This is a genomic window from Pseudoduganella sp. R-34 (assembly GCF_049904655.1).
Taxonomy (GTDB): Bacteria; Pseudomonadota; Gammaproteobacteria; order Burkholderiales; family Burkholderiaceae_D; genus Rugamonas.
In genome coordinates, this window is sequence record NZ_CP184572.1 from 299,742 (window position 1) to 320,423 (window position 20,682).

Genomic DNA, 20,682 nt, shown 5'->3' on the forward strand with positions numbered 1-20,682 from the left:
GGCTTTTCCCTTTTTGGAGACGCTTATGAAACGTCGTGCGACGGTGCATTCCCTTGGCATCAGCGACGAATGGCGGCGCTGGATTGCCGAAAACCTGATGCTGGGCCATTCTCCTGCGACGCTGGCGGGCATTCTCGGCCAGTCCGGCATTCCTCCCCAACTCGCGCAAGCCGAAATCACGGCTGCGATGAACAGTCCGTACCTGCACGGTGTACAGCGCCTGCATAACCGGCTGGCCAAGCGCGACTGGCTGCTCGGCATCCAGGCGCGCCTGAACCGCATGGCGCCGCAGGAAGTGCCGCGCCGCGAACGCCTGTCGACCGAGGTTTTCCTGCACGAGCACTACCTGTGCAACCGGCCTGTGATCATCACCGGCATGCTGGACGACTGGCCAGCGCGCGGCAAGTGGACACTGGACTGGTTGGCCGCGCAGTTCGGCGAACGGGAAGTCGAAGTGCAGTTCGGCCGCAATGCCGATGCCGACTACGAAATGAACAGCATCGCGCACAAGCGCCATATGCCGTTCGGCGAGTACGTGGAACGGGTGCGCAGCAGCGGCAGCACCAACGACTTCTACATGACGGCCAATAACGACGGCCGCAACCGGCAGGCCCTGGACGAGCTGTGGCAGGACATGCCGCTGCTGCCGGAATACCTGGATGGCGAACGCAAAGGATTCTTCTGGCTTGGGCCGGCGGGGACCATCACGCCGTTCCATCACGACCTCACCAACAATTTCATGATCCAGGTGATGGGTCGCAAGCGCGTGCGGCTGATCGCGCCTTGCGAAACACCGAGGCTGCAGAACCAGCGCCATTGCTTTACTCCGGTCGATGGCCGCGACATCGACCAGCAGCGCTTCCCGTCGATGGCCGGCGTTCCGGTCCTCGACGTTGAGCTGGCGCCTGGCGAAATCCTGTTCCTGCCGGTCGGCTGGTGGCACTTCGTCCAGGGGCTCGATATCTCACTCACGATCTCGGCGACGCACTTCCGCTGGGATAACGATTTCTACAGCAGTTATCCGCATAACCACGATTTCTAATAACGGAGACAGCATGAATATTCGACCGAATTACCTGATGCTGGCGCTGGTCGGCAGCGCCATTGCCGGTTGCGGCGGCGGAACCGATAGCCGCCAAGCCCCGCAGCCGGCCCGCACACTTGCGACGGCTGCGGTTTCTGAGTCCTGCCCAGCCTGGAGTGCCAGCGCGGTATACACCGCAGGCATGTGCGTGACCTACAACGGCACCGTGTACAAGGCGAAGTGGTGGACACAAAATAATGTCCCTGGCGCCGAGCAGTACGGGCCGTGGGAAGTGCAGGCGACTACGCCAACCCCGACTCCAACCCCTACGCCAACACCAACGCCGACTCCAACGCCGGATTGCCCTGCATGGAGCGCGAGCGCGGTCTATACCGCCGGTATGTGTGCGACTTATAACGGCGCCGTCTACAAGGCAAAGTGGTGGACGCAGAATAATGTACCGGGCACGGAAGTGAACGGCCCGTGGGAGCTGCAGACGTCCACGCCAACGCCGACGCCGACGCCGACTCCTACCCCTACGCCAACTCCTACACCTACGCCAACTCCCACCCCGACACCGACTCCGACCCCTACGCCCACTCCAACGCCAGTGGCATGCCGCCCTGACGGCTTGACCTCGCCAGTGCCGAACGTCCCATACTGCAGCGTTTACGACGCCAACGGCCGCGAAAAACTGGCAAACGGCCTGAATCGCCGCATCGTCGGCTACTTCACCAGTTGGCGCACCGGCGCTAACGGCCAGCCGTCCTACCTGGTCAACGACATCCCGTGGCAAAACATCACCCACGTGAACTACGCCTTCGCCAGCGTCGGAACGGACAACAAGGTGCAGATCGGCAGCGGTGCGAGCAGCCCCGAGACCGGCATCACCTGGCCGAACATCCCCGCTGCGGCGATGGACCCGTCCCTCCCATACAAAGGCCACTTCAACCTGCTCGCGCAGTACAAGAAGAAGTACCCCGGCGTGAAGATCATGCTGTCGGTCGGCGGCTGGGCAGGCAGCGGCGGCTTCTACACCGCCACCACCAACTCGGACGGCAGCATCAACACGGCAGGTATCAACACCCTGGCCGATTCGATGGTCGCCTTCTTGCGCCAGTACACCTTCTTTGACGGGATGGACATCGATTACGAGCACCCGACCACCAATAACGAAGCAGGCAACCCGCTCGACTTCCCAATCTCCAAGCCAAGGCTGGCAGGCCTGATGAAGAGCTACAACGTGCTGCTGAAAACCGTGCGTGAGAAGCTCGATGCAGCAGCGGCGGCGGACAACAAGTACTACATGCTGACGATCGCCGGTTCCGCATCCGGGTGGGTGCTGCGCGGCGAGGAGAACCTGTCCGGCCTGAAGTACCTCGATTACGCCAGCCTGATGAGCTATGACCTGCACGGCGGATGGAACCAGTATGTCGGTCCCAACGCTCCGCTGTTCGACGACGGCAACGACGGCGAGCTGAAAGCCGGCAATGCCTACCAGTACGGCGGCATCGGCTACCTGAACGTCGACTGGGCCTACCGCTACTACCGTGGCGCACTGCAGGCGGGCCGCATCAATATCGGCGTGCCGTACTACACGCGCGGCTGGAAGGAAGTCAGCGGCGGCAACAACGGCTTGTGGGGCACCAGCCCGGTGGTCACCGACACCGTCGCCTGCGCCGGCGTGAAAACTTGCGGCAAAGGCGCAACCGGCATCGACAACGTCTGGCATGACCTGGACACCAATGGCAAGCCCGTACCTGGCGGCGGCAACCCGCTATGGCATGCGCTCAACCTGCAAAACGCCATTGTGCCGTCCTACCTCGATGCCTACGGCGTGACCGAGAAGACCATCACCGGCACCTACAGCCCGCAATACAGCGCGACGCTGGCTGCGCCGTGGCTGTGGAACGCAACACGCCAGGTCTTCATTTCCACCGAAACGGCGCAATCCATCGCTGCCAAGACCAGCTACGTCGTGAACAACGGCATCGGCGGCATCATGATCTGGGAGCTGGCCGGCGACTACGCATGGAACGCAGCGCGCAACGGTGGCGCGGGCGAATACTTCATGGGTTACACGCTCACGAACAACATCGCTGCTGCCTTCCGAAGCGCCGCTCCTTATGGCGCAACGCGCGCCGAAACGGCCATGCCGACCAGCAGCGCGAAGGTCAGCATCTCTCTTGGCGGCTGGAAGCTGGGCGACAGCAACTACCCGATCAATCCCGTGATGACGGTGACGAACAACACCGCCACCACGATTCCGGGCGGTTCGGTAGTGGAGTTCGATTATCCGGTATCGGCGCCGGCCAATATGAGCGACCAGTCAGGTTACGGGCTGACCGTCATCAAGGCAGGCTACACCGGGCCGAATAATATCGGCGGCTTCAAGGCCAACTTCAACCGCGCCAAGTTCACGATACCTTCCTGGCAGTCGCTGGCGCCGGGTGCATCGGTCTCGCTGACGCTGAACTACACCTTGCCGATCAGCGGGCCTTCCGCGTACACGATCACGGTGAACGGCGTTCGCTATGCGCTGAGCGAAGAGTATCCGGACCTGCCGGTGGCACTCCAATGAGCGAGGGAACCTGACATGAGAACTCTCACTTACGCGGCACTTGCCGCGGCGCTGTCGCTCTCCGCCTGCGGGGGGGGTGGCAGCGCCGACACCCCGGCCGCTGCGCGCACGCTGGCGCAGGGCGTAGTGGCCAGCGCCACCGCTTCCTGCCCGGCGTGGAGCGCCAGCCAGGTGTACACGGCGGGCATGTGCGCCATTTACCAAAGCAAGCAATTCGAAGCGAAGTGGTGGACACAGGGGAATGCACCAAGCCAGGCTGACACCTGGGGCCCATGGAAATACATCGGGGAGGCGACCGATCCACCCACCGACCCTGGCGACCCGCCGACGCAGCCAGGCGGCGTACCGACCAAGGCGCAGGCCGAAGCGCGCGAGCAGGCGCTGACTGACAATGACTTCTTCCGCAGCGTCAAGGCGTCGATCCGGACACTCGACAACGCAGCGGTGGAAGCGGTGACGCCTGGATTGGCCAGCAACCCGGCCAATGTGAAGCGCGTTGAACGTTTGCTGTCGTCGGCGAAGTGGGACTACTACTTCTCCTTGCGTGAAGCGAGCTATGAGTACCGGCGCTTCCTGCAGGCGGTGGCAAAGTTCCCGGCGGTGTGCGGCGACTATACCGACGGCCGCAATGCCGACAGCATCTGCCGCCATTCGCTGGCGACCATGTTCGCCCACTTTGCGCAGGAGACCGGCGAGCACAATGCCAGCCTGCCCCTGCCGCAGTGGCGGCAGGGCCTGAAATACTTGCGCGAGTTGGGCTGCACTGAAGATGGTCCAGGCTGCGGCTACAACACTGAATGTGCGGATCCGGTCTTCAACACGGTCTGGACTTGCGGGAAGAACGCCGATGGCAGCTACAAGAAGTACTTCGGACGCGGCGCCAAGCAGCTCTCATACAACTACAACTACGGGCCGTTCTCGCAGGTGATGTTCAACGGCGACCAATCGGTGCTGCTGAAAAATCCGGACCAGGTAGCGTCGACCTGGCTGAATCTTGCCTCTGCCACGTTCTTCTTCGTCTACCCGCAACCGCCGAAGCCATCGATGCTGCATGTGATCGACGGAAGCTGGGTTCCCAACGCCAGCGACATTGCCGCCGGCGCGGGGAACAACTTCGCCACCACGATCATGATCATCAATGCGGAATGCGGTACCGGCAGCGAAAAGCCGGCGGCGCAGAACCGCATCGATTATTACCGGCAGTTCGCGGCCGACCTTGGCTGGAATGTGGCGGGCGAGCAGCTATCGTGCGCGACGATGCAGCGTTTTGGCCCGTCCAGTTCCGCCGCCTACAACATCTATTGGGAGAAGAACTGGAACAGCGGCGGCGATTACCAATGCCAGTTGGTGAACTACCAGACGCCTTACAACGCCCTTATCGCCGGCAATTACGTGAAGTGCGTTGAGCGCAACTGGAACGTCACGCTCAACTAAGGTTCATCAGCGTTGCGCAGCAGGGCCGACCGTGCTGAGGGCTTCCGCCATTCGTACCATTTTCACGAATTCGGCGCGATAGCCTTCGCGGTCGGCGCCGCGTGCGCCTTCCGCCAGCCTGGCGATATCGCCGTAGCTGAAGTCGGCGACTTGCTGCTCCCCACGCAGGCGCTGGGCGAAAGCTGCAACGGCGACGGCAAAGCGCTGGTCGTCCGGCGCTGCGTCGAGAGAATCGCGTGCGCTGCCGGCACGCACCGCATGCTCGACCTGCTTGCTGGCGGACTGGCCGGGCAGCTTGTAGCGCACCTTCACAAAGCACAGCTCATCGGATTTGCCTGATTCCGTGGCTTTCTTTTTGCCCGGCTGCGCATAACGCAGCGGATCAACCAGCTTGCCTGCGTTGGCGGCTGGCGTGATTTCGTAGATGGCGGTGACGGTGTGGCCGGCGCCCATGTCGCCGGCGTCGACCTTGTCATCCTTGAAGTCCTGTCGGTTCAGCATGCGGGTCTCGTAGCCAACCAAGCGGTAAGCCGCGACTTGCGACGGGTTGAATTCGACTTGCACCTTCACGTCGTTCGCGATCGGGAACATGGTCGAACCCAGCTCCTGCGCCAGCGCCTTGCGCGCCTCCAGCAGGGTGTCGATATAGGCGGCATTGCCGTTGCCGGACTGTGTCAGGCGCTGGATCAGGGCGTCGTTCAGGTTGCCAAGGCCAACACCGAATACCGACAGGTAGACGCCGGACTTGCGCTTGTCGACGATGAATTTCTCAAGCTGCCTGGGATCGGTGATGCCGATATTGAAGTCGCCATCGGTGGCCAGGATCACGCGGTTCACGGCCTTAGGGTCGAAGTTGCGCTCGGCCTGGGCGTAGGCGCGCTGCAGGCCATCGCCACCGGCCGTGCCGCCCGATGCGTGCAGGTTGTTGATCACGTCGATGATCTTCTGCTTGTCCTTGCCGCTGGTTGGCTCGAGGGCGACGGCGGTGCCGTTCGCATAAGTCACAATGGAGACCATATCGTCATCGCGCAACTGCTCTGCGAACAGGCGGAAGCCTTGCTGCAAAAGCGGCAGTCGGTCACGTGGCCCCATCGAGCCGGAAATGTCCACCAGCAGCACAACGTTGGCGCGCGGGCGGGCGGCGGCCTTGATGTCATAACCTTTGAGCGCGATGTGGACAAGCTGGTTTCCCTGCTGCCATGGGCTCGGCATCACCTCCGTCGTAACTGCAAACGGCTGGCTGGCATTGGTGGGAGTAGCGTAGTTGTAGGGGAAGTAGTTGACCATTTCCTCGACGCGCACGGCTTGCTGCGGCGGCACGCGGCCGTCGGACAGCATACGGCGGACGAAGGCGTAGGAGGCAGTGTCGACATCCACGCTGAAGGTGGACACAGGCTGTTCGCTCACCAGCACGGACTTGTTGCCGTCCTTGTCGGGGAATTTGTCTGCCGATTGCGGCATGGGCGCGATGTGCGGCATTGGCGCTGGCACACCAGGAGAGTAAGCCAACACCGGGGCGGGCTTCACCGAGCCTCTCAGATCGGCCTTTGCCGCTGGCGCGACGGGTGCTGGCGGTACGGCGGCCGGCACTGGTGCCGGCATTGCAGCTTCGGCGACATGCTGCGGCGCCTGGGTCGGCTGCGGCGTACTGCAGGCAGCAAGCGTGAGCATGCCTGCTGCCAAGACCGGCGCAAAGGGTATGGTCTTCTTCATGGTGGACGTCCTTTTGGAATTGTTGTCCTGCTAACATCCCAAAAAGGAGCGTCTTGCGCAACCAAGGTTACATTTTGTAGCCAACGCGGGCGTCACGCCAAGCCCAGCGATTTGCGCAGGCTGGCATCAACCGGGCCAGCCGGCATGAAGCGGCGCAATTTGCTCAACAGCGAGGCTTGTCCTGCTGGCGTGCGGCGCATACGCCACGTCCCGAGCGCCGCTTCCACTATCGTGTTCGCGACACTATCGGGGCCGGGAGCGCTGTTGATGCTGTTGACGACGGAGCGGGCCGCAGTATCGCGCTCATGGTCATAATCGCCGATCCGCAGGGCGGCCTGGGGCGAGTTGGCGTCCAGGTTGGTCTTCGTGTACGAGGGCTGGACGAGGGTGACGCGGATACCGAACTGGCGCACCTCATGGTCCAAGGTTTCGGACAGGCCTTCGACCGCGTGCTTCGAGGCCGAATACAGTCCCATGTACGGTGCCGGCAGGAAGCCAAGCACGGAGCTGACATTCACGATCCGGCCACGGCGCTGCTTGCGCATATGCGGAAGCACCGCACGTACCATGCGCAGCACGCCGAACACATTGGTGTCGAACAGGGCGGCGGCCTCGGTGACCGATGTTTCTTCCACCGCGCCGACCATATTCATGCCTGCGTTGTTGACCAGGATATCAATGCGGCCCGCGCGCTCGATGACCGCCTGGACGCCAAGTTCCACGGACGCGTCATCGCGGATATCGATTTCAAGCAGTTCAACGCCCGACAGGGGCGACGTTTTGGCGATGCTGCGCACGGTGCCAAAGACGCGGCATCCCTGATCGGCAAACTTCTCCGCTGCGGTGCGCCCGATGCCGGACGAGACTCCGGTAATCAATACAATCGGCGAATCCTTCATGCTTTTTCTCCAGGGGGTTCAGAAGCGATAAGCCAGCGAGACAGCGAAGATATCGCTCGCCAGCTTGTAGTTGCCATGCAAGGTGCTGCCGGTCGGCGAACGCATGGCGACAGCCGCATCGTCGAGGAACAGGTGGGTGTAGCTGGCGCTCCATTCGACGCTCTGGCTGGCACGCCAGGTGGCGCCGAGGGATAGCCACTTGCGATCGACGTCCGGCACTCGGACGTCGCGGGAAGCGGCACGGACCGGCGTCTGGTCGTAAGCCACGCCTGCGCGCAGGGTCAGGTCCGGATTGAGCGTGTATTCGGCGCCCAGCGCGCCGAACAGGGTGTTGCGATAGTCGAAGGAGATCGCCTGCGTTGCCTGCGGCGAGTCGAAGTCCAGCACGACGTCCTTGAACCTGCTCCATTTGGTTCGGTGCACGTCGGCCATGACGGACCAGCGTTCGTTGAGCTGGTGCGTCACACTGACTGTCCAGGACGAAGGCATGCGCAGTTCGGTCGAGGCGTTGGTGTCAGTGAACCAGCCGGGGCGCGTGGCCGCGAGTATCGCCTTAGGCCCTTGCGGCACGTCAAACGTGATCGATGCATCGCTCAGCTTATGGTTGACGCCGGAGCGGTAGGCTGCACCGATGTGGGTTTGCCTGGTCGGGCTATACAGCAGGCCGAGCGTGAAGCCGAAGGCATTGTCGCTTCCATCGAGTGCGATGCGCCCGTCGGCACTGGTGGGAGCGTAGCCGGGCACGCGTGCGGCAGCCATGATCGCGCCGAAGTCGAGGGCGGTCGTCAGGTTCGCTGTCGCATGTTCGAAGAATAGCGAGCCACCGAACGACAGCTGCTCGTTCAGGTCATACGACAGGGCGAGGCCGAGGTTGACCGCTTTCAGTTCGGTCTTCTGCCCCTGGTAACGGCCCTTCCATTGCGCGTCGTAGTCGGTGGTGAAGCCGAACGGCGCCGTCAGCGACAGGCCGAGGTGGGCGCGCTCGCCCAATGGCGTGTGGAAGTACATGGCTGGAATCGGCTTGGTCGCTCCCGCGTTGCCGCCATTACCGCCCGATAAAGGCCGGCCAAGCGCATCCTCGCCGTCGCCGTTGAACTTGACCGAGTAGTCGACCGTGGTCAGGTCGGCCTGGAATACCCTCCCATCCAGGCCGCGCATCGCGGCAGGATTCTCTGCGATGGCCGATGCATCACCCGGGGCACTGATCGAGCCTGCGGTTGCCCGGCCCTGTGCCTTGGCGCTTTTCTCCTTGAGTTCAAATGCGGCGCCGTGGCTCTGGCCCGCCAGCAGCATGCCTGCTGCCGCAGCCAGCAGGGACTTCGAATACTTATGCTTCGACATCAACTTCTCCTCTTTTATGAATTCAACTACCGGTCATCAGTTGCGGTCCCGCCGCCTCACCCGCGTGCACCGCTGGCTGTGTATCGCCGGGCCGGATCTTGAACCAGATCGAGTACATCGCAGGCAGGAACACCAGGGTCAGGACGGTGCCGGCAAGGGTGCCGCCGATCAGCGTGTAAGCAAGCGTGCCCCAGAACACCGAGTGCGTCAGCGGCATGAAGGCGAAGATCGCCGCCAGCGCTGTCAGGATCACCGGGCGCGCGCGTTGCACGGTCGCTTCGACCACTGCTTTGAACGGATCCATGCCAGCTTCCTTGTTATGGTGGATCTGGCCGATCAGGATCAGGGTGTTACGCATCAGGATGCCGGAGAGGGCGATCAGGCCGACCAGGGCATTGATGCCGAAAGGCTGCCGGAACAGGATCAGGGTCGGCACCACGCCGATCAGGCCCAGGGGACTGGTCAGGAACACCATCACCATTGCCGAAATCGAACGCACCTGGAAGATGATGATCAGCAGGGTGATCGCCAGCATGATCGGGAACAGCGGCAGCATGGCCTTGGTCGCCTTGCCCGATTCCTCGATGGAGCCTGCTTCCTCGATGGCATAACCAGTCGGCAGCTTGGCGATCAGCGGCTGCAGTTGCTTGGTGATGGCTGCCGAAACGTCCGGCGGCTGCAGGTTGTCGGCGATGTCGCCGCGCACGGTGATGGTCGGCATGCGGTCGCGGCGGCGTTCGATGGGTTCTTCCATCCGCACTTCGATCTTGCCCACTTGCGACAGCGGGATGCGCTGTCCGTTGGCGCCGGCCAGCGTAAAGTCGCCGATCCGGGCTGGATCGAGGCGGATGTCGCCAGCAGCGCGCGCCACCACCTGTACGGTGCGGATGTCTTCACGCACGGCAGTCACCGGTACGCCGTTCAGCAGGAACTGCAGTTGCTGCGCCACCGCGTTGGAGGACAGGCCTACTGCCTGCAGCCGGTCTTGCTGCAACGTGAAATGCAGCGTTGGCGCACGGGTGCCCCAGTCGGCATTCACGGTCCGCATCATCGGGCTGTTCTCCATGAGCTGGCGCACGTCCGCCGCAATGCTGCGCAGCTTTTCCGGGGGACCGCTGACGCGGTAGGCAACCGGGAATGGCGAATACGGGCCAAAGACAAGCTGGGTGACGCGTACGCGCGCTTCGGATGCCAGGCCGCCGCCGACAGCTTCGCGCAAGCGCTGTTTCAACGCATCCCGCTCTTCCTGGCTGTCGGTGCGGACCACGATCTTGGCAAACGACGGATCGGGCAATTCCGGTCCCATGGCCAGGTAGAAACGCGGCGCGCCCTGGCCGATGTAGGCCGTGACGATCTTTGCTTCCTTTTGTCCGGCCAGCCATGCTTCAACCTTCGCGGTAGCAGCGCTGGTCTGGTTGATCGACGTGCCATAAGGCATTTGCACCTCGACCAGTACTTCCGGGCGGTCCGAGATCGGGAAGAACTGCTTTTTGACTACCGCCATGCCCAATACCGACAGCACGAACAGGCCCACGACCGAGCCGGCCACCAGCCACTTGCGGGCGATGACGCGCCCCAGCAGCTCGCGGAAGCGGTTATAGCGCGGGGTGTCGTAGATGGCTTCGTGGCCACCCTCGACCTTTTTGAAATCGGGCAGCAGCTTGACGCCCATATACGGGGTGAATACCACCGCCACCACCCAGGACGCGATCAGGGCGATGCCGACAATCCAGAACATATTGCTGGTGTATTCACCGGCGCTCGAACGGGCAAAACCGTTCGGCATGAAGCCGACGGCCGTCACCAGGGTACCGGACAGCATCGGTGCGGCCGTATGGCTCCAGGCGTAGGCCGACGCGGCGATGCGGTCGTAGCCTTCTTCCATCTTCACCACCATCATTTCGATGGCGATAATGGCGTCGTCCACCAGCAGGCCCAATGCCAGGATCAGCGAACCCAGGGTAATGCGGTCGAAGTTCTTGCCGGTTGCCGCCATGACGATAAAGACCATGGCCAGCGTCAACGGAACGGCAGCGGCAACCACCACGCCGACGCGCCAGCCCATGCTGATGAAGCTCACCAGCATCACCACCACTAGGGCGGCGAAGAACTTGAGCATGAATTCGTCGACCGAGGAGCTGATGTTGACTGCCTGGTCGGTCACCTTGGCCAGGCTCATGCCCAGCGGCAGGCTGGCGTTGATGGCGCCCACTTCGCTGTCCAGCGACTTGCCCAGGTCCAGGCCGTTCCAGCCATCGCGCATGACAATGCCCAGCAGGAGCGCAGGCTCGCCGCCATTGCGGATCATGAAGGTGGATGGGTCCTCATAGCCGCGTTCAACCTTGGCGATGTCGGACAGCTTCAGCGTGCGGCCCTGGGCCACCACCGGTGTCTCGCGGATTTTCTGCAGCGTGTCGAAAGCGCCGTCCAGGCGGATGAACACTTGCGGGCCCTTGGTTTCCACGGAGCCGGCAGCGGCCAATGCGTTCTGGCTGTTCAGCGCGGCGAATACTTCCTGCGGGCCGATGCCGAGCGTCGCCAGGCGTTCATGGGAGAACTCGATATAGATGCGTTCCTGCTGCTCGCCGACGATGTTGACCTTCTTCACCCCCGGCACGTGCAACAGGCGCTGGCGCAGAGATTCGGCGTCGCGCACCAGCAAGCGCTGTTGCTCGCCCTTGGCCTTCAGCGCATACAGGGCAAAGGTGACGTCGGCGTATTCGTCATTGACCATGGGTCCGATCACGCCAGGCGGCAGGTTGCCGATCTCGTCGCCGACCTTCTTGCGCGCCTGGTAGAACTCTTCCTTCACTTCCGAGGGCGGGGTGCTGTCGAGCAGGGTCAGGGTGGTGAAAGCCAGGCCGGGCCGGGTATAGGTCTCGCTGCGGTCGTACCAGCGCAGTTCCTGCAAGCGCTTTTCAATCTTTTCCGCTACCTGGTCCTGCATTTCCTGCGCGGTGGCGCCGGGCCAGGCGGTGACGATGGTCATCACCTTGACCGTGAACGCCGGGTCTTCGGCGCGGCCCAGTTTGAAGAACGAGATCACCCCTGCCAGCGAGATCAGGCAAATCAGGAACAGGGTGATGGAGCGCTCGCGTACCGCGAGGGCCGACAGGTTGAAGCGGCTCGGTTTCACGGACGGGCTCCTTCAGTTGGGGCGCCGGCGCCCTGGGCATCCACCCGCACGTTGGCGCCTTCGCGCAGCAGGTGCGCGCCGAGCGCGACGATCCGATCGCCTTGCTTGACCTGGCCGTCGATGCTGGCGCGGTCGTCTTCGAGTCGCTGCACCGAGACGGGACGCCAGGAGACCTTGGCCGGGTTGCCGTCGATGATCCAGACCCCTGGCCCCTTGCCTGCGTCGAACAGGGCGCCGATCGGCACCTGCAACCCGCCCTGGGCGGCCGGCTGGCCGTCGGCCACCTGGATGGTTACCGTGCTGCCCAAGGGAGCGTTGGCCAGTTCGCCTTCCAGCACATAGCGTGCTTCGAAGGTACGGGTGAGCCGGTCCGCTGCATCCGACAACTGCCGCAGCTTGGCGGGAACGCGCACGCCATCCTTGCCAAACAGGGTTGCCTGGGCGGTGGAACCAACGGCAGGGCGAACCGTCTCCGGCAGCTGGATCACCGCTTCGCGGCGGCCGGCATGGGCCAGGCGGACTACGACCTGGCCGGCATTGACTACCTGGCCGGGTTCGGCCAGCGTTTCCGTGACGACGCCGTCGCCATCCGCCACCAGCTCGGTATAGCGGCTGGCGTTCAGGGCGACGTCGGCCTGGGCCTCGGCTGCGCTGAGCTGGGCGCGGGCGGCATCAGCGGCGGCCTTGGCCTGGTCGTAGGCGGAAGCGGAAACTGCACCGCTTGGGCGCAGGTCGCGGTAGCGGGCTTCATCGTCGGACGCCTGTTTTGCCCTGGCGCGGGCGGCGGCGACGGCTTCCTGTTGAGCATGGGCTGCGAGTTTCAGGTCGACCGGGTCAATGCGCATCAACGGCTGGCCGCGCTTGACGGTCTGGCCGACGTCGACCAGGCGCTCCAGCACCTTGCCGGGAACGCGGAAGCCGAGGTCGCTCTGCACCCGTGCGGCGACAACGCCGGTGTAGGAGCGGGAAAGGGGGGCTACCCCCTGTACGACCGCGGCGCGCACCAGCGGCGCCTCGGTACGGGGATCGGTTGGATGTTTTTCGCCGCAAGCCACCACCGCAAACGGCAGCACGGCAGCGAAGACTGCGGATGGAGTTGAGCGAAGCAGGCGCATGAAAGTCCCATGGATAAAGTGATCGGGACTTTCATTATGGTTCTGGTGACTAATTTAGTCAATGGTCACAAACTATTTTTTTATGGCGACAGGCTCCTGAGCACCAGGCTGGACAGATGCGCCGGGGCATCTTCCGTGTAATCAAAGCTATGTTGCAGCAGCAGTGGGTTGAGGTAAGGGCGCATCACCAGGTAGATCGCCATCACCGTCTCATCCAAGGGAGTCTTGCGCTCGAAGTCGCCCGACTGGCGGCCCTCCTGCAACACCTCGCGCAGCAGCTTCTGGATGCGCACCTCATAGTCAAGCACGACCTGCCAGCGATCCGTTGCTGCTGTCGCTGCAATTTCGTAAAGCTTGCGTTCATTGAACAGCAGGCGAAGGCTGGCTTCAGTAAAGGCCTTGAACATACGGCGCAACTTTTCAGGCGAAGAACTGGCTTCGGCAATTGCCGCGCTGACCTCGGTTTCGATCTGCTGCATGCAATTGGCGCAGATCACTTCACCGATGGCCTGCTTCGACTCGAAGAACTTGTAGATATACGCTTTTGAGAAGCCGATCGACTTGGCCAGGTCGGACACGGTGGTCTTCGCATAGCCGTAGTGGCTGAAATGTTCAACGGCTGCGGCAACGATCTGGTTGCGCACTTCATGATCGGCCGGGCCCCGGGCCGGGGCTGGAGAGATGAGTGGATTTTTCATGCGCTCAAGTTTAAGCCAAACAGAAAGATTGGACAACTTGTGACCATTTGGTATTATGGTCACCATGAACTCATGACGAAGGATGTCCGATGTTAAATAAACAAACCCTGGCGGCGCTGGTCGTTGCCACCCTGTCAACGGGCTGCGCCGTCGGCCCCGATTACGCCCGGCCGGAACCCGTCCTGGCGCAGCAATTCCACGGCCAGGCAGCTGTTGAGCAGCGCCAGGCCGCCACCACTGCCGACCTGGCGCAGTGGTGGAGCGGCTTTGGCGATCCACTATTGAGCCGCTTCGTGGCACAGGCGCTCGAGCAAAACCTCGACCTCGCGCAGGCTTCCGCACGCGTCGCGCAAGCGCGCGCCGGCCTGGGCGCGGCCAATGCTGCCCTGCTGCCTTCCGGGAACATCAGCGGGCAAGCCGCCCGGGCCTACCAGTCGGTAGAAACCCCTCAGGGGCAGATACTCAACTCGGCGCCCGGCTTTGACCGCCATGGCAGTTCCTATGAAGTCAATCTCGGCGCGAACTGGGAACTCGACCTGTTTGGCGGCTTGCGCCGGGGCCGCGAGGCGGCGCTGGCCGAATACCAGGCATCGGAAGCCGGCGCGGCGGCGGCACGGCTGGCGGTGGCGGCGCAAACGGCCGACATCTACATCACCGTGCGCGGCTTGCAGGCGCGCCTTGATGTCGCCCGCAAGCAAGTAAAGACGCAGCAGGATCTTGTGGCGACCATCAAGCTCTTATATGACAAGGGCCTGGCGGCGGAACTGCAACTAAGGCAGGCCGAAGGCGCGCTGGCCCAGGTGCAGGCATCCATCCCGGTGCTGGAGTCGGGCCTGGAAACTGCCCTGAATGCGCTGGACGTGATGCTTGCTTCGCCACCCGGCACCCATCACGCCGAGCTGGCCGAAACGAGCGCCATCCCGCTGGCTCCGCAGATTGCCGCCAGCGGCTCGCCGCGCGAACTGCTGCGCCGCCGTCCCGACCTGATCGTGGCAGAGCGCCGGCTAGCCGCTTCCAATGCCCGCATCGGTGTCGCCATTGCCGAGTATTACCCCAAGTTTTCCCTGAGCGGCCTGCTGGGCAGCGCCACCTCGGTCTCCGGCGGCAACCTGTTTACCAGCGGCGCCAACCAGGCTGCCGGCATCCTTGGCTTGCGCTGGCGCCTGTTCGATTTCGCCCGGGTCGATGCGCAGATCGCGCAAGCCAGGGGGCAGGAGGCGGAAATGCTGGCCGCCTACCGGTTGGCGGCGCTGCATGCGAGCGAGGATGTCGAGAACGCGTTCTCGGCGCTGGTCAAGCGCGAAGAGCAGGCGGCCGTGCTGGAGCAAGGCGTCAGCTCGCTCGGCCGGGCGCGCGAAGCGTCGTTCGCAGCCTACCAGAGGGGCGTCGTCAGCCTGGTCGAAGTGCTGCAAGCGGACGAAAGCCTGCTGCGCGCTTCCGATGCGCGGGTGCAGGCGCAAACGGAATCGGCACGCGCTGCAGTCGCTGCCTTCCGGGCACTCGGCGGCGGCTGGCAGGCTGCCGATGCCGGAGCAATGGCAATGGCAATGCGCTAGCCAGCGCCAGCCGCCTCGGCTGGCTTAGAGGAAGCCGAGGTCGCGCGTGCTGTAGTTGGACAGGTTGGGCAGCAGGGAGAGCAGTTCGCTGTCGCTGGCGCCCAGCCATTTACCCATGGTGGCCGCATACTGGTCGACCGAGGTGCTTGGCAGCAGGCGGCCCTGGCCGACGTCGTCAGGGCCATTGTTGGCGACGACCGGCGCAGTGCCGTAGAAGCGCTTGCCCTTGACGGCGCCGCCCATCATGAAGTGCATGCTGCCCCAGCCGTGGTCGGAGCCGTCGTTGTTGGCGACCAGCGTGCGGCCGAAGTCGGAGGCGGTGAACGTCGTCACCTTGTCGGACACGCCCAGTTCCACCGTCGCCTGGTAGAAGGCGGCCATGGCGTCGCCCAGCTTGGCCATCAGGCCCGGGTGGACGGTGGCCAGGTTGTCGTGGGTGTCGAATCCGCCCATCGAGACGAAGAACACCTGGCGCTTGGCACCCAGGCTGCCGCTGGCGGAAATCATGCGCGCGACCATCTTCAACTGGTCGCCCAGGGAATTCGATGCCGGGAATACCGTTTGCAGTGCAGGCGCGGTGGCCAGGGCCGAGGTGAGCGCCGCGTTGGCATCCACCGAACGGCGGGTCACGCGGTTGTATTCGTTCTCCAGCGCGTGCGTGCGCGGCTGGGTGATCAGGGTGCGCAGGGCCTCGGTGGCGGTGGCCGAACCAAACAGCGGCGACTTCAGGCCGTTGAACTGCATCGAGCCGTTGGCCGACACCTGGTACTGCACGGCCGTCTTGCCGGCCATGTAGACCGCGTTCCCCGATACGTTGACGCAGGTGAAGGTGGCATTGCCATTGCCCGACTCGAACAGGTCGCCCAGGCGGCCGCCCCAGCCGGTACGCGAGCCTTCGGGCGCGGACGACTGCCAGATCGATTGCTGGTCGTTATGCGAGAACAGTTTCGGCGGCAGCGGCACGGACTTGGTCTGGTATTGCAATTTCGTGGTCGGCTGGACCAGCGGGCCGACGTTCAGCATGACGCCAAGCTGGCCGTTGTTGAAAATCGGGACCAGGGGCGCGAGCGCCGGCGCCAATGCGAACTCGCGGGCTGCACCAGTCGAATCCATCACGGGGACGGATGGCGCCAGGGCGGTCGCGGTCAGGGCGTCGCGGGCATAGGCGATGGTCGGGCGCAGTCCCTGGTACAGCGTGTAGTTGGTGCTGTCGTAGGGGATGACAGTGTTCGCATAGTCGTTGCCGCCGTACAGGAAGACGCAGACCAGTGCCTTGTAGTCGCTGGCAGTAGCTGCCGCCGCCTCGGCGATCGACATCAGGTTGATGGCCCAGGGCGCCGCCACGCCTGCTACGCCGAGTGCCGATGCGCGCTTGAGGAAGGCGCGGCGCGAAGCTTGATTAGTCATGGTGGTGGCCTTTACTTCTGTACGATGAATTCGGGGGATGCCATGACCAGCGTGAGCGCCGCATAGACGCGGTTGGCGCGCGCGGCGTCGGTGCCGGTCGCCATGCTGGTGACAGCGTTGCGGATCAGGGTCACGGTGTCTGCGCCCAACTGGCCGGCCGCCAGCACCAGATTGATCTCGTCAACCAGGGCAGGCACGTTGTCGGCCAGCGGCAGCAGGCTCGAATAATCCGCCTTGACGTCGCCAATGCCCCTGCTGATGGCAGTCTGCATGTAGTTGGCATAGCCGACCACGCTGGTTTCGTTCACGATCTGGAATTCTGGTGCGACCACGCCCAGTGCCGGCGGCACGTAGCCGGGGCGGAAGAAATTGAAGACGCTCGGCGAGCGCAGCGGGCTTTGTCCCAGGCGGGACGAGGGCTCACTGGTATTGCCAATGGCCCAGGCTTCGCTCGGCGAGGTGGCGTTGTAGGCACGCGCCCATGCGGTAAAGCGCAGGATGGGTTCGCGCACCTTGCCGAAGCCGGCGTTCGTCAGGTTGGCCGCGGAACGTGCTTCCTGGTCCAGCAGGATGGCCTTGATGACCGCTTTCAGGTCGCCCTTGACGCCGCTGCCGTTGTTGTTGAAGACAGCAGCGACACGCGCCACGTACTCTTTCGCTGGATTGCTGGTGACCAGGCGCTGGATCAGCTGCTTCGATACGAAAGGCGCCACGTTCGGATGCGCGAAAATCGTGTCGAGCGCCTTGTTCAGGGCCGTTGCCGCATCGACGCCGCTGGCGATCGTGGTGCCGAGGAAGATTTTTTCGCCAGGCTCGTATTTGGTTCCAACCTGGGTCATCGGGCGCTTGCGGTAATCCGGCGTGTCGCTGGTACCGCCGGCGAGGTCGGAGTCCCAGCCGGTGAATACACGGGCCAGGCCGGAAATGTCGGCTTGGGTATAGGTTTCCTGCTCGGTCGCCGTGCCGTCCGGGTTCAGCTTCAGCAGGCCGATGGTGAAGAGCTGCAGGATCTCGCGGGCGTAGTTCTCGTCCGGCATGGAGCCGGTTTTCGGATTGGCCTTGGCGTTGCCGCGATAGGTCAGGTATTCGCCCATCGAGGTCGACAGCGTGACCTGCTGCAGCAAGGTGCGGTAGTTGCCGAAGGCATTGGCCTCCAAATTGTCCATGTAGGCGGCGCCGGTGAAGGCACGCCAGGCACCGGTGAAGCCATCCAGGGAGGCGACGACGATTTCGGACAAGGCCAGCGTCACGCGCTGGCGCAGGGTATCGGGGGACGTGATCAGCTTGACCCACAGTGCCGCGTCGATGCCGGCCTGGGTGTTCTTGTTTTCGATGGCGTTGAAGCCCTTCGCCATCAGCCAATCCCAACGCGATTGCGAAGTGGGCATCGCCATCTGCTCGTCCAGCCACTTGCTATAGCCGAGCGCTTGGACCCGAGTCATCTGATCATGCGTTGCGCCCATGGAGGCCTGGGCGAGGAAACGTGCGGCCTGGGCGCCTGCAATCGATTCGACCTGGGGTGGCACCGGCGAGGTCGTACCTCCGTCGCTGCCCTTGCTTTCGCTCCCCCCGCCTCCGCACGCTGTCAGCAAGGTTGCCGCGGCCAGGGTCGCAGAGAGCTTTAGCGAGCTCTCATTATTCTCGATTGTATCGTCCATTGTTGCCCCTCGGAAATTTCCTTAAGGGGGCAGTATAGCTAGAAATGGATGAGCAAAACCTATCGTGCGCAGGTTTTGTGGGTTTTATTCAACCCTTTGTCGAATGTAGTCGGGAGCGACTTTTTTAACGAAAGCATCTGTGCCGATGCGGAAGTTTTCCGTTGCCGCGACGAGCCCGAAATAGTCGGCGCCCAAGCCTGCGGATTCTTCCAGCGTCATGTTCAAGCCACGGTGCAGGGCCTCCCATGTCAGGCGCACTGCGTCCGGGGACTGGTCGAGGATCTCGTACAGGATGGCGCGCGCTGCATCCATCACCGCGTCGGGACTGGCCACCTGCTGCACAAGGCCGATTCGCAGGGCTTCTTCAGCATCGATGATGCGGCCGCGCAGCAGCATTTCCGCTGCGCGGCCTTTCCCCACCAGGCGCGCAAGGCGGGTAGTGCCGCCAAAGCCAGCAACAGCGCCGATGCGCACTTCAGGATGACCGAGTTTTGCATGGCTGGCTGCGATGCGGATCATGCATGCTTCGGCAAGTTCCAGCCCGCCGCCCAAGGCGTGTCCGTTCAGGGCCGCCACCACGACCTTGCCAAGATTCTCGATGCGGTGCGTGATGTGGACCGCAAGCCTTGCGAATTCGCGTACTTCCAGCGGGGTAGCCTGGCTCAGGTACTTGATGTCGGCGCCGGCGGAGAAGGCTTTGGAGCCGGTGCCGGTAAGTATCACGGCGCCGGCTGCGGAACTGGCGGCCGCCATGTCCAGCATTTCTTCCAGTCGCTGCAAGGTCGGCAGGTCGAGCGCATTCAGCGCATCGGGGCGATTCAATGCAATGACGGCGATGCCGGCGGATTCTCCATACAGGACAGTCATGGCTTGGCTCCGGGAGTTGAAATTAAGGTTAGTATAGGTTTCCAGAATTGGACATAGTTTTGTGAGTTCAGAAAACAGTTTTCCGAAAATGAAAAACCTTGCCTTCGACTGGAATGAGCTGAAGTTCTTTCTCGCGGTTGCACGAAGCGGCGGCCTTAGCGGCGCTGCTGCGGTACTGGGCACCAGCGCATCCACGGTCTCGCGCCACGTTGACGCGCTGGAGCGCCGCACTGGCCGAAAGCTGTTCTTGCGCCAGCAAAGCGGCTATGCGCTGACCGATGACGGCAGTGAACTGCTGGCGCACGCCGGGCAGGTGGAGCAGGCCATGGCTGCCGCTGCTGCGCCGGGCGATGCGCAGCGCGCAGTGTCCGGCGTGGTGCGGCTGGCGACTACTGAAATGCTGGCGCAATTCCTGGTCGCGCCCAGGCTGGCGGCATTGCGAACGCTGCATCCGGCGCTAAGGGTGGAGCTCGATATCGCCATGGCTGCGGTCAACCTGTCGCGGCGCGAAGCCGACCTGGCGCTGCGCATGGCCGCTCCGGACGATGGAGCAGGCGACTACATCGCAAGGCGTATCGGCAAGGTCGATTTCGCCCTTTACCGCGCAGCCGCTGTTTCGCATGACAGCGGTGACTACATAAGCTGGGACGGCGCCTGGGATGGCCTGCCGATGGCAGCCGCACTGCGCACTGCATTCGACGGCAAACCGCCAGTCCTGGCGTGCAACAGCCTGCCCACGCAGATCGCCGCCGCCCGCTCCGGCGTGGGCGCCGCCATGCTGCCATGTTTCATCGGTGATGCAGAGCCGGCGCTCCAGCGAATGGGGCGACTGGCCACGCCAGTATCGCGCGACCTGTGGCTGGTCTATCACCGCGACCTGAAAGCGAGCCTGCGCGTACAGGCAATGGCAGCCTTCCTGACCGAGATCACAGGCGTTTGCCACGCAAGAGACCTTTAATGTACTATTCGGCAATTGGGTGCGCGCGTCCTGTCCTGGATGCGCGTTAAACGGGAAACCGGTGACGCTGCCATGTGCGGCCACTCCGGTGCAGCCCCCGCTGCTGTAAGCCTGACGAATCCGGAAATACGCCACTGCGCAACGCGCGGGAAGGCCCGGACGAGGATGAAGGCGAGCCAGAATACCGGCCCGATACTGCCAGCACTGTTCTCCGGGGTGAAGGGAAGCCGCTGTCGACCGGCTTCCTGCGTCTTGCCCGCCTGCCCCCTGTCGACCGTCTCCCGATTCTCCCATG

The 20,682-nt window shown here is 63.3% G+C and carries 14 protein-coding genes and 1 riboswitch; of the genes, 5 read left to right on the forward strand and 9 right to left on the reverse strand.

What is annotated here, in order from left to right:
- The first annotated feature begins 25 nt into the window (after positions 1–25).
- From ACN9MW_RS01420 to ACN9MW_RS01430, 3 genes are read left to right on the forward strand one after another with little or no spacing between them, the layout of a single operon-like run.
- Positions 26–1,042 (forward strand): cupin-like domain-containing protein, encoded by a 1,017-nt coding sequence (locus ACN9MW_RS01420; protein WP_426166865.1) that lies wholly within the window; start codon positions 26–28, stop codon positions 1,040–1,042.
- 13 nt (positions 1,043–1,055) lie between these two features.
- Positions 1,056–3,605, forward strand: coding sequence for a chitinase C-terminal domain-containing protein (locus ACN9MW_RS01425; protein ID WP_426166867.1), 2,550 nt, complete (start codon positions 1,056–1,058; stop codon positions 3,603–3,605).
- A 15-nt stretch (positions 3,606–3,620) separates the two neighbouring features.
- Entirely contained in the window at positions 3,621–5,039 is a 1,419-nt protein-coding gene (locus tag ACN9MW_RS01430) for a glycoside hydrolase family 19 protein (RefSeq protein WP_426166869.1), read from the forward strand.
- A gap of 6 nt (positions 5,040–5,045) precedes the next feature.
- Here the strand turns inward: ACN9MW_RS01430 and ACN9MW_RS01435 are convergent, their stop codons facing one another.
- The 6 genes from ACN9MW_RS01435 to ACN9MW_RS01460 form a co-directional block, all read right to left on the reverse strand.
- Positions 5,046–6,752 (reverse strand): vWA domain-containing protein, encoded by a 1,707-nt coding sequence (locus tag ACN9MW_RS01435; protein WP_426166871.1) that lies wholly within the window; start codon positions 6,750–6,752, stop codon positions 5,046–5,048.
- Between the two features lie 92 nt (positions 6,753–6,844).
- Positions 6,845–7,651 (reverse strand): oxidoreductase, encoded by an 807-nt coding sequence (locus tag ACN9MW_RS01440; RefSeq protein WP_426166873.1) that lies wholly within the window; start codon positions 7,649–7,651, stop codon positions 6,845–6,847.
- Positions 7,652–7,669: 18 nt separating this feature from the next.
- A complete protein-coding gene (locus tag ACN9MW_RS01445; protein WP_426166875.1) occupies positions 7,670–8,992 on the reverse strand; it encodes an OmpP1/FadL family transporter in 1,323 nt (440 codons plus the stop codon).
- Positions 8,993–9,014: 22 nt separating this feature from the next.
- Positions 9,015–12,128: an efflux RND transporter permease subunit gene (locus ACN9MW_RS01450; RefSeq protein ID WP_426166877.1), complete on the reverse strand. Its 3,114-nt coding sequence runs from the start codon at positions 12,126–12,128 to the stop codon at positions 9,015–9,017.
- Positions 12,125–13,243 (reverse strand): efflux RND transporter periplasmic adaptor subunit, encoded by a 1,119-nt coding sequence (locus tag ACN9MW_RS01455; protein ID WP_426166879.1) that lies wholly within the window; start codon positions 13,241–13,243, stop codon positions 12,125–12,127. Before ACN9MW_RS01455 ends, ACN9MW_RS01450 begins: the two co-directional genes overlap by 4 nt.
- An 80-nt stretch (positions 13,244–13,323) precedes the next feature.
- On the reverse strand, positions 13,324–13,941 hold the full coding sequence (locus tag ACN9MW_RS01460) for a TetR/AcrR family transcriptional regulator (RefSeq protein WP_426166881.1): 618 nt from the start codon (positions 13,939–13,941) through the stop codon (positions 13,324–13,326).
- A gap of 89 nt (positions 13,942–14,030) precedes the next feature.
- On the opposite strand from ACN9MW_RS01460, the gene ACN9MW_RS01465 reads away from it, so the two are divergent.
- A complete protein-coding gene (locus ACN9MW_RS01465) occupies positions 14,031–15,497 on the forward strand; it encodes an efflux transporter outer membrane subunit (protein WP_426166883.1) in 1,467 nt (488 codons plus the stop codon).
- 24 nt (positions 15,498–15,521) lie between these two features.
- On the opposite strand, the gene ACN9MW_RS01470 is transcribed toward ACN9MW_RS01465, so the two are convergent.
- The 3 genes from ACN9MW_RS01470 to ACN9MW_RS01480 form a co-directional block, all read right to left on the reverse strand.
- On the reverse strand, positions 15,522–16,904 hold the full coding sequence (locus ACN9MW_RS01470) for a DUF1501 domain-containing protein (protein ID WP_426166885.1): 1,383 nt from the start codon (positions 16,902–16,904) through the stop codon (positions 15,522–15,524).
- Positions 16,905–16,915: 11 nt separating this feature from the next.
- Positions 16,916–18,562, reverse strand: a complete 1,647-nt coding sequence (locus ACN9MW_RS01475; RefSeq protein ID WP_426166887.1) for a DUF1800 domain-containing protein — start codon at positions 18,560–18,562, stop codon at positions 16,916–16,918.
- A gap of 84 nt (positions 18,563–18,646) precedes the next feature.
- The gene (locus tag ACN9MW_RS01480; RefSeq protein WP_426166889.1) at positions 18,647–19,429 is read right to left on the reverse strand and encodes an enoyl-CoA hydratase-related protein; all 783 of its coding nucleotides are present in this window, start codon (positions 19,427–19,429) and stop codon (positions 18,647–18,649) included.
- Between the two features lie 88 nt (positions 19,430–19,517).
- Between ACN9MW_RS01480 and ACN9MW_RS01485 the strand changes: the two genes are divergently transcribed.
- Positions 19,518–20,387 carry a LysR family transcriptional regulator gene (locus ACN9MW_RS01485; RefSeq protein WP_426166891.1) on the forward strand — a complete coding sequence of 290 codons (870 nt, stop codon included), beginning with the start codon at positions 19,518–19,520 and terminating at the stop codon, positions 20,385–20,387.
- Between the two features lie 2 nt (positions 20,388–20,389).
- Positions 20,390–20,594, forward strand: a riboswitch (cobalamin riboswitch).
- The last annotated feature ends 88 nt before the right edge of the window (positions 20,595–20,682 follow it).

Excerpts from the sequence above, each read along its gene's own strand:
- ACN9MW_RS01460 (WP_426166881.1), bottom strand. The coding sequence starts at position 13,941 with ATGAAAAATCCACTCATCTCTCCAGCCCCGGCCCGGGGCCCGGCCGAT.
- ACN9MW_RS01470 (WP_426166885.1), bottom strand. The coding sequence starts at position 16,904 with ATGACTAATCAAGCTTCGCGCCGCGCCTTCCTCAAGCGCGCATCGGCA.
- ACN9MW_RS01440 (WP_426166873.1), bottom strand. The coding sequence starts at position 7,651 with ATGAAGGATTCGCCGATTGTATTGATTACCGGAGTCTCGTCCGGCATC.
- ACN9MW_RS01420 (WP_426166865.1), top strand. The coding sequence starts at position 26 with ATGAAACGTCGTGCGACGGTGCATTCCCTTGGCATCAGCGACGAATGG.
- ACN9MW_RS01445 (WP_426166875.1), bottom strand. The coding sequence starts at position 8,992 with ATGTCGAAGCATAAGTATTCGAAGTCCCTGCTGGCTGCGGCAGCAGGC.
- ACN9MW_RS01475 (WP_426166887.1), bottom strand. The coding sequence starts at position 18,562 with ATGGACGATACAATCGAGAATAATGAGAGCTCGCTAAAGCTCTCTGCG.
- ACN9MW_RS01435 (WP_426166871.1), bottom strand. The coding sequence starts at position 6,752 with ATGAAGAAGACCATACCCTTTGCGCCGGTCTTGGCAGCAGGCATGCTC.
- ACN9MW_RS01455 (WP_426166879.1), bottom strand. The coding sequence starts at position 13,243 with ATGCGCCTGCTTCGCTCAACTCCATCCGCAGTCTTCGCTGCCGTGCTG.
- ACN9MW_RS01485 (WP_426166891.1), top strand. The coding sequence starts at position 19,518 with ATGAAAAACCTTGCCTTCGACTGGAATGAGCTGAAGTTCTTTCTCGCG.
- ACN9MW_RS01465 (WP_426166883.1), top strand. The coding sequence starts at position 14,031 with ATGTTAAATAAACAAACCCTGGCGGCGCTGGTCGTTGCCACCCTGTCA.
- ACN9MW_RS01480 (WP_426166889.1), bottom strand. The coding sequence starts at position 19,429 with ATGACTGTCCTGTATGGAGAATCCGCCGGCATCGCCGTCATTGCATTG.
- ACN9MW_RS01425 (WP_426166867.1), top strand. The coding sequence starts at position 1,056 with ATGAATATTCGACCGAATTACCTGATGCTGGCGCTGGTCGGCAGCGCC.
- ACN9MW_RS01430 (WP_426166869.1), top strand. The coding sequence starts at position 3,621 with ATGAGAACTCTCACTTACGCGGCACTTGCCGCGGCGCTGTCGCTCTCC.